The sequence below is a fragment of the Deltaproteobacteria bacterium genome, from assembly GCA_016931625.1.
In the GTDB taxonomy this organism is placed as follows: Bacteria; Myxococcota; XYA12-FULL-58-9; order XYA12-FULL-58-9; family JAFGEK01; genus JAFGEK01.
This window is the reverse complement of sequence record JAFGEK010000079.1, coordinates 62,019-75,542: the sequence shown is the minus strand read 5'-3', so window position 1 is coordinate 75,542 and position 13,524 is coordinate 62,019. Positions and strand designations below refer to the sequence as shown.

Annotated in this window: 9 protein-coding genes; 5 read left to right on the top strand and 4 right to left on the bottom strand. The window is 38.3% G+C overall.

What is annotated here, in order from left to right; genetic code table 11:
- The first annotated feature begins 76 nt into the window (after window positions 1–76).
- The 5 genes from JW841_07340 (at window position 77) to JW841_07320 (ending at window position 7,901) form a co-directional block, all read left to right on the top strand.
- Window positions 77–3,199, top strand: a complete 3,123-nt coding sequence (locus JW841_07340; GenBank protein MBN1960745.1) for a BamA/TamA family outer membrane protein — start codon at window positions 77–79, stop codon at window positions 3,197–3,199.
- Window positions 3,200–3,366: 167 nt separating this feature from the next.
- On the top strand, window positions 3,367–4,566 hold the full coding sequence (locus JW841_07335; protein MBN1960744.1) for an acetate kinase: 1,200 nt from the start codon (window positions 3,367–3,369) through the stop codon (window positions 4,564–4,566).
- Between the two features lie 123 nt (window positions 4,567–4,689).
- Window positions 4,690–6,840 carry a phosphate acetyltransferase gene (gene pta / locus JW841_07330; GenBank protein ID MBN1960743.1) on the top strand — a complete coding sequence of 717 codons (2,151 nt, stop codon included), beginning with the start codon at window positions 4,690–4,692 and terminating at the stop codon, window positions 6,838–6,840.
- 27 nt (window positions 6,841–6,867) lie between these two features.
- Window positions 6,868–7,260 (top strand): YbgC/FadM family acyl-CoA thioesterase, encoded by a 393-nt coding sequence (locus JW841_07325; GenBank protein MBN1960742.1) that lies wholly within the window; start codon window positions 6,868–6,870, stop codon window positions 7,258–7,260.
- Window positions 7,261–7,358: 98 nt separating this feature from the next.
- Window positions 7,359–7,901, top strand: coding sequence for a hypothetical protein (locus JW841_07320; GenBank protein MBN1960741.1), 543 nt, complete (start codon window positions 7,359–7,361; stop codon window positions 7,899–7,901).
- Window positions 7,902–7,916: 15 nt separating this feature from the next.
- Here JW841_07320 and JW841_07315 read toward each other — a convergent pair whose 3' ends face one another.
- The 4 genes from JW841_07315 to JW841_07300 all read right to left on the bottom strand — a co-directional run bounded on the left by JW841_07315 (window position 7,917) and on the right by JW841_07300 (window position 13,520).
- Complete coding sequence (locus JW841_07315; GenBank protein ID MBN1960740.1) at window positions 7,917–10,139, bottom strand: hypothetical protein; 2,223 nt, start codon at window positions 10,137–10,139, stop codon at window positions 7,917–7,919.
- Window positions 10,140–10,158: 19 nt separating this feature from the next.
- Window positions 10,159–10,851 carry a peptidoglycan-binding protein gene (locus JW841_07310; protein ID MBN1960739.1) on the bottom strand — a complete coding sequence of 231 codons (693 nt, stop codon included), beginning with the start codon at window positions 10,849–10,851 and terminating at the stop codon, window positions 10,159–10,161.
- A gap of 402 nt (window positions 10,852–11,253) precedes the next feature.
- Window positions 11,254–12,585: a hypothetical protein gene (locus JW841_07305; protein MBN1960738.1), complete on the bottom strand. Its 1,332-nt coding sequence runs from the start codon at window positions 12,583–12,585 to the stop codon at window positions 11,254–11,256.
- A complete protein-coding gene (locus JW841_07300; GenBank protein ID MBN1960737.1) occupies window positions 12,582–13,520 on the bottom strand; it encodes an ABC transporter ATP-binding protein in 939 nt (312 codons plus the stop codon). The genes JW841_07305 and JW841_07300 overlap by 4 nt, the downstream gene beginning before the upstream one ends.
- Window positions 13,521–13,524: the final 4 nt, after the last annotated feature.

The following is a 13,524-nucleotide window of genomic DNA, read 5'->3' as shown; positions in this document are numbered from 1 at the left end:
GTACTTGGAATACCGGTAGCGATGCACAGCTTGGTGATTTTGGACTTGATTTGCGTCTTCGTTGGGAGTTTCGTTAATGAGTTTTTGCTCCCTGTTAATTACGCTATTTATTGCTGTTACTCCGGATCAAAATCCTTTAGCGCCTTACCGTAACTTACCTGTAGTCGAAGTAAATATTCACGCTCCTGCAGGTGAACAAGTTGACGAACTTAAGCGACTCACAGGTATTGCCCCAGGTTATTTGTTATCAACTAGTTCAGTTCAAACGGCAATAAAACGTCTTTATTCTCTCGGACGTTTCGCCGCGGTAGAACTCTATATTGAACAACGTGCACAAGCATTGGTGCTACACTTTGTGCTCAAACCAGTGCAACAATTGGGCGCCTTATATATAAATGGTTTAACCCAATCATCATCAAGAGCATTTATTGCAGCTTTGCAATTGCCCGTTGGTAGTGAAATTGATCGTCGAACTCCTACATTATTACATCAACAAGCTAAAAACTATCTTCAACGTATAGGTTTTCCTCATGCAACATTATCGATTGATGTATTACCAATAACTGACAATACATCAGAAATTAGCATTAAGGTTGACGAAGGCATACCTATTCGCATCAATGCAATTAATTTCGTTGGCAAACCACTGGTCCATTCAACTATACTCAAAAGACTTATCCATACGGATATCAATGACATTCTCAACCTTGATAATATTGAACATGATCAAAATAGATTACTGCAAGCTTATCTTGAACATGGTTTTGCAAAAGTGCAAATTGCTTCACCACAAATTACAATAAAAAACAATTTTGCTGTAGTGAATTTTAACATTACTGCCGGCCCGCGGGTGGCACTTTATTTTATAGGTAATCAAATACTTTCTGATAATATTTTAAAAAAATTATGGCCTGCTAATACTAACACACTACAGTCTGGTGATTTTAGTATTTTTAAACAACGTATTATCGATGCTTATCGTAGACTCGGATATGCTAACGCTAAGATATCTATGCGCGGTTATCAGGATTACGATCGCCATCACCATCCCATAGAACGTTATCTTTTTAATATTCAAGAAGGTTCAGCTATTTCGGTAACTAATATTGATTTTGAAGGAGTCTCAGCTTTTTCAAAAGATATTTTGATTCAGCAAATTCAAAACACACTTATACAAGAACTAATACCTACTGGTAGCGTACAGCCAATAAATTCAACTGAATTAGCCTTAGCTAATGGCACACGTTTACCCAAAATATCACCACCGCCTGCACCTGAACAAAGATGGGTTTTTGAAATTTATGCCCGTGCATGCGAAGATATTTTAGCGGCATATCATGATAAGGGGTTTCTTAACGCTACGGTTGGTAAAGCAAGGTTTGAAAAAACTACTGAAGGCGCACATGTTATTATACCGGTAAAAGAAGGAGTACAAACGCGGGTTAAAAGTTTAAATTTTATTGGTAATACTGCACAAAACACTGAGACGCTGCAAAATTTAGTAAAGCAAACTGCCTCCCAACAAAATAAAGACAACGACTATAGCAGTCACATCCCACTTGTCGGAACACCACTTTCATATGCTGGAGTTGAAGATACTCGCATTGCTATTATCAGAAGTTACCGTGATGAGGGATATTTATATGCTAATGTCTTTACCGATGTAAAACTAAGTGAAGACTCGACTATTGCTAGTGTTAGTTTTCGTATTATTGAAGGACCACAGGTACGAATTGATAACGTAGTAATTCGCGGTAATCATTACACCCGCACGAATTTGATTAAAAATCGAATGCAACTGAAAAATGGCGAACTTTATCGCTTAAGTCAGGCTTTACAAGACCAACGAAATATTGCTGATCTTGGGGTATTCTCCAGTGTCCGCGTTCGTTTAGTTGATGAACAAACACCTGCAGAGCGCAAAGATATCGTTACTGAAGTTGTTGAACGTAATCGTCACGCCTTTGAATTATGGCCAGGTGTATCAACTGCAGATGGCCCACGTTTACGCGTCGATTATTCTCATCTTAATCTTTATGGCACTGCTACAAGTTTGAACATTTCTTTAAAACTCAATTGGAAAATGTTTTTTGGGTTCTATGGAGAATATGCAGAGGTTCTTGATTCTCGCTATGAAAACTTTAGTATTCGTGAACGCACTGAAATAGAGGCTCATGCAGGTATCCGATTACCTAATTTAACTTTCTATCCAGTTGAAACTGGTTTGCGTTTTGACCTCGTTGGTGAACGACATAACGCCATCCCCTATTCTTTTGATGCCGTCCGCGCAATTTTTGGTATAGATATCTCATTTTTTAGACGCCTGGGTATCACCTTCGAACCGCAATTTTCTGTAACTAACCTCCAATGTTTTCCTGGTACTACTCAAGGAGAGAACATAAGTTGCCAAAACACACTACTCACCGCGACTCCTGATCGTCGTCGCCTTGATGAAGGTCTGCGTTTAGAATTTAAAGTAGGTCCTACAATCACTTTAGATTTTCGTGATAATGCTTTTAATCCAACGCGAGGTTTTATCGCCAGTGCTCGAGCATTGTATGGTACAGGCGCTACATTATCATCGCAGGCATTAAATAGTATAAGCGGATACTCTGCTGATGATTGGTCGCGCTTTAATTTCAGCCGTATTGAAAGTAACCTTGCTGGTTATGTACCTTTGGGCAAATCTGTATTAGCTCTATCAGCACGTTGGGGTACCTTACTAAGTGGCAATGTTCCTCTTGATGAACGTTTTTATCTAGGCGGCAGTACTACTTTGCGTGGTTTTCAAGAAACCGCAATGTTGGCCGATGACGTATGCATAGTTACTCGTTCAAATACTTCACCACAAAGTCTTAAAAGCCACTGCGTTTGGCGTAACCGTGCCTACATAACCAGTGAAAATGGCGTTTATATTTTGCCACTACCAACCGGCGGTAACCACTATGTGTTATTTAAAGCTGAAATACGCTTACCCCTCACCAATGAATTAATCTTTGCTATGTTTGCCGATACTGGCAATCTCTGGCTTACCAAGGTTGCTTGGCACAACATGCGACTTCGCACTACACCTGGAGTTGGTTTGCGATATGCTACGCCAGCTGGCCCTATTGGTATTGATGTAGGCTTTAATCCAAATGCAGATCCCTATCGCAGCGAATCGACAGTAAATGTTCAATTTGCCGTTGGATCTTTTTAATCTTCCTCCTTGCTTCAACACCGATCAGAGCGCTACAGAGCAATAGTTATTTTTTGTCGCGTCGCCAAGCAGCGTCGTATACTATTATGCATGAAGCTGATTTATCAGTCTTGCATGGTTAAATTTTATTGCCTTAACCAGGTATAAGTAGGGAACACTTTATAAACATGAACATTTTAGTATTAAATTGTGGTAGCTCTTCAGCAAAATTCGCAGTAGTCGATAGCAGCAACGGAAATCAGCATATCTCGGGCATAGCTCAACGCCTAGGTACCCCACAAGCTACCCTTGATTGGCAGCTTAATGGTACAAAGCAATCAAAAGAATTGGCTCATGCCAAACATGATGTTGCTTTGCGCGCCGTAGTAGATTTGCTTAAAGATGTTGGTCTTGCTGATAATCTAGCGGGTATCGGTCATCGAGTAGTTCATGGTGGCGATAAATTTTCTGGTTCTATGCCACTATCAGATGAAGTTATAGCGAAAATCCGCGAATGCATTCCTATCAGTCCGTTGCATAATCCTCCTAATTTACTCGGAATTGAAGTAGCTAAAGAACTCTTTGCAAATTTACCGCAGGTAGCTGTATTTGATACCGCTTTTCATCAAACCATGCCGCCGCATGCCTACATCTACCCAGTACCATACGAATGGTTTTTCGAGCATCGTGTGCGTCGTTATGGATTTCACGGCTCCAGTCATCGCTTTGTCGCACAACAAGCAATTCGCCAATTAGATCTCCCCCCCAATAACAACGCCATAATCACTGCTCATTTGGGTAATGGTTGTTCTTGTACCGCCATTAAAAACGGTAAAAGTGTAGATACAACCATGGGGCTAACACCTTTAGAAGGTGTAGTAATGGGTACACGAAGTGGTTCAATTGATCCCACAATTGTTAGCTTTATGGCAAAAACCCTCAATAAACCCGCAGAAGATATAATCAATAGTCTTAATAAAAAATCAGGTCTGCTGGGCATTTCAGGTTTAAGTAATGATATGCGAGCTCTTCAAGAAGCCGCTACCAGTGGTAATGAACGAGCCAAATTAGCAATTGATATTTTTTGTTATGTGCTTGCCAAAAGCTTAGCAGGCTTGATTGTTCCATTAGGTCGTCTTGATGCTTTGGTTTTTACCGGGGGTATTGGCGAAAATTCCGCCGCCATCCGTGCCCAAGTAATACAACAACTAGGCTGTTTTGGACTTACAGTTGATAATGAGGCTAATGCTAATCATGGTAAAACCAATAATGGCCGTATTACCAAAGAAATAAGACCTCAAGCAGTAGTTGTACCAACCAATGAAGAACTAATGATCGCCATTGACACTACTGAAATTATAAATAGTGCTAGGGCTATCCCTAAATAAACATCATAATACTATAAATTTTTATTATTATAATTAAGCACTTGACATTTAGGCCAATGATGCGGCACGTCACTAATAACTAAACAATTTTTTTACCTTCTGTCTAAAAAGGTTATGTAGCAAATGCCACGAACTCTTCTTCTTGCTCCTGTTGGCCATCATGTTGGCCTTGATACTGTTTGTCTTGGTCTCGTACGTGCTCTTGATAGAGAAGGCGTACGTGTTGCCTTTGTAAAACCTATCGATGCCTTTGATGGTGATCGCCTTGGCGCTTTAATGCAGTTAGGCGCTCATTTATCACCACCTGCCCCTATAGCCCGCAGCACTGTCGAAACACTACTCGCCTCAGGTGATGACCAAACATTGATGGAACAAGTAGTAGAGGTGTGTAACAAGGCTGCTGCTAATGCTGATGTTCTTATTGCTGCCGGTATGATTCCTGAACCTGATATGGTCTATTCAAACCGTATCAATAACCTTATGCTAAAAGCACTTGATGCTGAACTTATTTTAGTTGCAGCCCCTCATGGTCAAAAACCAGAGCATCTGACTGATATTGTTGCAATTACGGCACGCGGCTTTGGCAGTTTTGCTGAAGATCAACAAATAAATTGTATTCTTAACCGTGTCTGCACTTCGCCGAAAAAAGTTGGCGCCGCCCATGATTTAGGCCCACTTTCTGGTGAATGTGGTGATTGCCGTGGTGCCACTTTAGAAGATAAAGGTGAGGCTTTTCATAAAGCATTACAGGCTGAAAAAATAAACACTCTCGCTATTGTTCCGTGTCAACGTGCGCTAGCTGCACCTAGAGTTAAAGATATTGCTCAAGCGCTTAACGCTACCTTTTTACATGAAGGCGATGCTGAGAAACGTCGTGTTCACGACGTTGCTTTGGCAGCCATGACTGTGGCTAATGCCGCTAAATATTTTAAACTTGGTACCTTAGTCATCACTCCAGGTGATCGCGAAGACATTTTGCTCGCTGCTGCTCTGACGGTAAAAAGTGGTACACCACTTGCCGGTATTTTACTTACCGGTGGGCTAACCCCAAAAGAGAACATCATGGCTTTATGTAAGCCAGCACTTGATGCCGGGCTAACAATACTTGCGGTAAATGACGGTAGTTATGCTGCCGCTACTCGCGTTGGCACTATAAATCATAAAATTCCCAACGATGACAGCGAACGTTTAGAAATTTCAATGAATCTTGTGGCAGATAATCTTGATCGCATTTGGGTTAAATCTTTAACCAGCAATGTTCGTATACCACGTCTTTCACCGCCGGCATTTCGTTATCGTCTTATTGAAGCTGCACGAGCAGCTAACAAGCGTATTGTACTACCTGAAGGTAGTGAACCTCGCACCATTGAAGCTGCAGCAATTGCGCAAGAGCGTGGCATTGCACGTTGTGTTCTCTTAGGCAATCCTGATGAAATACAAGCCATCGCTAAAAAACAAGGCATTAGTTTGCCTTCATCTATTGAATTTATTGACACTGAAAAAGTTGCTGCAAAATATATTGAACCTCTTGTTGAACTTCGTAAACATAAAGGTATGACTCCCGAAATCGCTGCTGGCGAGCTAAGCGACTCTATTGTCGTTGGCACCATGATGATGGTTTTAGATGAAGCAGACGGATTAGTCTCAGGTGCAGTGCATACTACTGCTCATACTATTCGTCCCGCCTTGCAACTCATTAAAACCTTACCTGAATGCAGCCTGGTCTCTAGTGTTTTCTTTATGTGTTTACCAGAACAAGTTTTGGTCTTTGGTGATTGCGCGGTTAATCCCAATCCAACAGCAGAACAACTTGCCGATATAGCAATTCAAAGTGCTGATTCAGCTATTGCTTTTGGTATCCCCGCTAAAGTTGCAATGTTATCTTATTCAACTGGTGTTAGCGGTGCCGGTGAAGAAGTTAACAAGGTAAAACTTGCTACTGAGTTAGCGCTTAAGAAACGACCTGACCTCGCTATTGATGGCCCACTACAATATGATGCCGCCATTATGCCTGATGTTGCTCGTAAAAAAGCACCAAAATCAAAAGTGGCTGGTCAAGCAACCGTATTTATATTTCCCGATCTTGATGCTGGCAATGTTACCTATAAAGCCGTACAACGCAGCGCCAATGTCGTAAGTATCGGGCCAATGTTGCAAGGTCTTAAAAAACCAGTTAATGACTTAAGCCGCGGTTGCTTGGTTGATGATATTGTCTTCACCATCGCCATTACTGCAATTCAGGCTGAACAAGCAAAAGCGCGCAAATTAAAATAATAAAAAAAGACAAAGTTAACTCAACTAATGCAAGAGCATCAATTACAAGTTAAAATTTATCTCGAAGACACCGATGCTCAGGGTATCGTTTACCACGCAAACTATCTTAAATATTGCGAACGCTGTCGCACTGATATGTTAGCTGGCAATAACGGACCAAGCTTGGGACAATGGCAAGCTCGCGGCTATCTATTTGTGGTGCATGAGTTGCACATTAAATACAAAGTGCCTGCGCATTTGCATGATGTTTTGTTAGTTAAAACTACTCTAGAGCGCACATCTAATTACCGGCTTACCTTTAAACATGACGTACGCCGTCAAAGTGACGATACTCTTTTAGTGCAAGTTGAAGCTATTGTTGTTGCGGTTAGTAATGAGGGCCAACTGCGCGAGTTGCCTGAGGGGCTGTTGATTGGTTAAGTGTTTTGCTTGTAGTAAAATTTTATAGCCAATTAATATTTAATATTTGTAAGTTAATTCACTGGCATCAAATAGCCAGTAGCAAGTTGAGCAAGAGCGTGTCTAATCGTTGGCATTTTTGGTCATTGTTTAAACAAATAGGGGTGGTGACATATTTCGCCGCAGATGATTATGATCATAAAAATAAACTGTTACCACACACGGCAATGTCTTTGTTAAGCAATGTATTGTATGACCCGACATATCGCTCTGACTTTTGCGAGATCTTAACTCACTGCTGCGAATTTTCTGATTGCGATCGCTTATCAACCTTAGCCCTCGCAAATATTTTGCAGCGTCAAATTGAAAATGGGTTTTTATTGGTAGTAAAGCTACCAGAAGATTTAGATCTTAATGCAATAGCCCCACAAATAAAAGATAATATCAATGTGGCGACCACATCATTAGATTCTTGGATAGAAATTGAATTAATCAATGATGATGGTTATCCGGTTGCAAATGAACGCTATAAAATAATAACCGCTAAAGGCCAAGAAATTAGCGGGACTCTAGATGATAATGGCTATGCTTATATTAAAGGCATAGTTGCTGGTACTTGCAAAGTTACTTTTCCAGACTTACCAGCAGATGGCTGGGCATAAAACAATTGCTTAATATCACGCTAGTATATCTCTCTTAAACGTATTATGTATTATATAAACACCGTCGCCAAATAAATCTATTTTATATTCACAATATAATTTTGAAGCCATATGAATATCCGACTCTAAATCAGTAATTTCTGTTATTTTAGCGTTTTCGATATTGTATAAGTCTATAATATCAGTATTTACATCTACGCTAGCGAGTGCTGAATGCTTATCTTTTAAGACAAAATATAATCCGGTTTCATGGACTAACGCTGATCCTTCTGCTATTACCTTTTCTTGGCCATCAATTTGTAAACATAACTTATAATATAATTTTGACTTATTAGTTATTTGATGCGAAGGATTTATTTTCAAGGAAATCATGGGTGTACTATAATAATTTTCTTTATACAATATTGGTCCGTAAAGTATTCCTGCAGAAGCGCTTAAGCCAAATAAAATATTATTTAAATCAGTAATTTGGTTTTCTAAATTTTTGTTCTGCTTGCCTTTTATACCGTAGTGACAATATTGCATCCATTCGGTAATCGCATTTTTATCGTCTTTATACATCCAAACAACAAATGTCCCAAAGATCACTATGCCAACACCTATAGCAATAACAATAGCACCCACCCCGGTTAGAGACACTGCGCCTGCCAAACTTAATCCCGTTCCAGTTGCCGCAGCATTAGCGCATATGGCAGCACCCACCATGCAGGTGAAACTACCGGCAATTTGCACGCCATAACCAACAGCGGCATCGTAATCCTTATCTTCTATACAATCCATCATTCCCCAAGTACTTGAAATTATCTGAACCATAGACACATAAGCGCCCATTAAATTAAGGGTTTTGTCACTTAATTTTAAAAATAAGTTTAAAGCTTCAAAACCTTGCACTATGCCGGCGCTAATTTCTAACCCGTGAACAGTGCCTTCGCCCAAACTTTTACTTTCTGACAAACCCTTAACTGCAAGATAAGTATTAATAGTGGCAAATAAAACTTTTATACCTGCATATATTTTGCTGGCATTTTTTAGATTTTGCGCCCAGTTATCACCATATTTACCTGGTACATTTAAAAATTTTATTTTAGTATTGCCAACTAATTTCTCACCGATTTTAATATCCGACACGCTTAAATTATATTTAATTACAGCACATAAATACTCACATACCTTTTCGGAACCATAAACCTCAATCAATGGTACCGTTAATTCTTCTATAAATATATATAATATATTGTTTGTAAGTAATTCAAAGAAATCTTTATTTATCTCTTTGGCAAATGCTTGGCGTTTATTTAAAAGACAATTATCATCGTTAATTATATCTTTTAAGTACTCTAACCCACTGCGTAACCAATTAATATTTTTCAGTGCCGGAATATATTTTTCGAAAAATTCTTTTTCATTATTATCTTCATAATCTTTTTGTAATTGGGTGAATGCTGCTGTTTTAAAAATGCCAAGTAACAGCTCATGTATTTTAGCATAATCTACTAATTTATCGGCATAAGTATTGAGATACTCTTTTTTATCTTTTTCAACGAGTTGCCGGTCAACATGTTTCCAGTATTCGCTTTTATAATTGCAAATTTCATTAATACGATCATTAATGAATTTCTTTTCTTTTACTACTTCAACCCACGAACTAAATGAGTTCGTCTTTCTAACATATTTTTGGCTATATTTTTCTGCAAGCTCTAGATAGTCATACAATAAAATGTATTGCTGTTTATTAGCAACACTTTCATTATCTAACTCTATTTTCTGTAATCGCTTACTATATCCATTATTATTTAACTCACTTCTAATATCTTCTATCCTACTCATATTTAATTGTATCTGTGAGAGGCAAACATAGTAATCAACCTTTACCTCATCGATTTCTAACCAAAATGGCTTACTATCCTCCCAGGTATCCTCTTTTTTATAATTGCGCGTATCAATATCAATTTCACGAAATTTGCCATTAAGCGCGTGGATTTCTCTGTTGAATTTAAAATAGTTAGGATCTTTAGTTGATCTAAAGACATATATCCATTTGTCGTTAATTTTTTTTACCCAATTCTTTTTACCTTTAATCACTACTTTTTCGTACTTTTGCTTGTATGAATTCCATGGTGATTTATCTATATCAATCTCAACTTCTGTATATTCTTCAAATGTAAATTTTATTTTAGGCAATACTTTTACATTAGTATCTATCGGGCAAAGAAGAAGTTTTTTAGACTTGCCACTCATGCAATGCCTCTTTTTTTGTTTAGCTACCGTGTTGTTCAGCAATTTTTTTCTGAGTTGGCAAATCTAGCTTACCGCTTGGTTTAATGCTGTGCCAAGTTTGAAAATTTTCTATTGCTTTTGTTAGATGTTCATCTTTATTATTGTCAACTTCTCCGCAGGTAAAGCCTAAATTGTTCAACCTTGCCTTAATTCCAGAGATTTCTTCGAGTGGGTCTAAGTCACCGAGTTTTATTTCCCACTCGAAATGGGGCTGGTCATCATTGTTTTGTTCATCAGACTCCATTTCATCAAGCCAAACTTTTAATTTCAAATTATCTTCTTCAAGCGATAATGTTTCTTCAACTATACCCTTACGCGCTAAAAATAAATCTTCAGCTTGTGTTCGTTCATAAGTTTTTGTAGAGGTCTCAAGTAAATATTTTTTATAGCTGATGCCTTTGCCAGCCATATCTTTTAATACTATCTTTAATTTTATCTTTTCGGTTTTTAGCCTAAAGGTATGCCTTTTTTCAGTTTGGCACGAAACTTCTTTAAGAATTTTATCCGGCAAAATCAGTTTATCACCGGCCAAAAGAATATTAGGATTTGGTCGTTTTTGACGAAACGAAGTATTGTCTTTATGGTTATAAATAGTGCGCCAGTTATGGTATCCATTTTTTTGGGCAATTTTTGCTAAATAATCACCTTGCTTAACTATATAGGTTGTTCCCATAGCAGTTTTGGGGCTAAACGGTAAAAGCCCGTTCCTTTACATACACATTGGTTAATAGTTCAATAACTGGTTAAATATTTTATAACCTTAGATCGATTTTTTTATTTAATAACTAGCCCGTCTACTACTAAGTGTAATTCAAAAAGGTCGCTATGATCGTCACCATTAAAGTGTCATTAAAAATATTAGACACGATTAAGAATAAGCTCCCTTAAAATTCCTAATTCTCTAATCTCTGTTCTTTAAATCTTCATTTTTATATGATGACCGACTGTTTATCTTTAACCAATCGATTTTAAACTGGGTATTTAAAGAACCGAGAATAGGGGACGGGGAATGAAAGGTGATGATATAGCTGATAGACTGCTACTTTTTGCTAGACCCTTCTATTGGGTGACACCCTTAATTATGTAGTTGTATCAAAATCTTCTTATTTTTCCAGCGCTGCCAACGTCTATTGATAAGATACCCCAAAGCGATACACTCAAGCAATGCAGCGAACATACTCACCAAAGCATAATCAGTAGTTTCAACGCGAAAACAAGCAGCAACCGCGGTTAACCCTATAGTTTTAAATAACATCGGGAATATTGTATAAATAAGCAACAACCAAATAACCGCAAAAACATCAGCGCGGCGTTGATTTTCTGATAAATTTAGCCAAATTACTAAGGCAACATCACGACAAAGAAATAGTACTAAATTTATGATTATTAGTGGCGTATTATCAATGATTGTCATTGAAAGCAATAGTATTGATAATATAATCGCGGCAAATATCGCAACAAATAACGAAATGCTCCATGCCGGTAAACTTTCAATGGCCCGGCGGTAATTATGCTCTTTAACTCTTTGCCACAGACGTTGCCAAGCAATAGGGTCTTTCTTTTCAGCGAGTATGGTAAGCCAAGTAATACCTATACCAGTTAAAAATGCAATTAACCAAGATGAGAGAGTACTTAAATTTTTATTGAAATCATTAATTGCTTCTGAAAAATCAAACCCTGCAATATACGCTATTAAAAACAATAAAAAGCCCGCCCATGCGATAGGCATTTTACGATATTTCAGCTCAGCACGCATTAGCCTTTCAACTCCCCAAAGTGCCCATATTAAAAATGCGATAAGCGATGCTAAACTGAAATCAATAGACGCAAACGAATATTGAAAAAAAGTAAAATTAGTTACCTTAGTAGATACACCAATAATTAAAAATGGAATCATAGCTGCTATAGCTAAAAGAGGGACAGCCGCAGATTGTGAACGTGAAATTACTTTACTTTTTATAATCATGTGCATGCTAGAAAATAATGCAAGTGTTTGCACTAACAATGCACCAAGTATCAAAATCAATACTGTCTTATACCAATCATTATCAAAACGTACTTGCCAAATGAAAACTGCCAGACAAAAAACACCGCCATACCAAGCATATGCTGTACTACCGAATAATTTACCCCAAGTCATAGTCCACGGGCTAATTGAAGATAGGCGTTGGGCGTCCCAAGTACGCTCGCGAACTTCGGCAAAAATTGATTCACTAGCTAATCTTGCTCCCCAAAAAAAGGTCAGCGCAATATAAATAACTATAGTTATTGAACCTATTAAATCTGCATCTGCACTTGCAAGGTAGAGTAATGCAAAAATCGAACCAAGTACAATCGGCATGACTATTAGACGAGTATGGGTTATTTCAAGCCAGAGATTACGCCGTAATTCAGGGTTAATAATCACTTGCTGTACTCCTTATCGTGCTTATCTTTAATTGATAGATACACATCTTGCATGCTACGTTTTTCAATCATAAAACCGCAAATTGGCAAGTCGCGTTCAATTAATTGACGCAATAACTTATGCTGAGCTTCAGCATCATTGGTATATAAAAAACGTGCTGATAATTCTTTACAACTAATATCACTTAGTCCATCAATGCTACTGAGTTGCTGTTCTAAATCATTAATTGGTTGCACCAAATTTATCACACAGGCTGCAATATTTTCAGATTTATTCGAAATAAAATTAGTTTGGCTACAATCAGTTATTTTACCTTCACGCAAAACCAACATATTGGTTGAGTATTCTTCTAACTCTGCGAGAATATGCGAAGAAACTAAAAGTGTCATCCCGCTATCTTTAAGCTCTAAAAATAATGTTGCGAGAGAATGCCTAGCTTCGGGATCAAGACCAGATGCTGGTTCATCAAGCAACAATATTTTTGGATCATGTATTATCGCCTGTGCAATAGCAAGGCGTTGTCGCCAGCCACGAGATAATTCGCTGGCATGTTTGGTGAGTTTATCGGTTAAATCTAATCGTGCCGCAGTCTTATGAGTATAATCATAAACTTTTTGACCTTTAAAACCCCGCATCGCTGCGGCGTGTTGCAAACAATGATAAACGGTGAGTTCATCATAGAGACCAAAAAAATCAGAAAGATAGCCGACTTGGCTATGACATAAACGCGGCTTTGCAATCGTATCTATACCATTAATTACAATCTCACCAGTCATTGGTTCTTCTAATGCTGCCAAACAACGTAATAATGTTGTTTTACCGGCACCATTCGGACCGACTAAAGCCGTAATACTTTGCGGTACGAGTTCAAACGAAACATCATCTAAAGCCCGTGTCCCTGGGTAATCAAAAGTCAGATTTTTTACTGATACAATCATA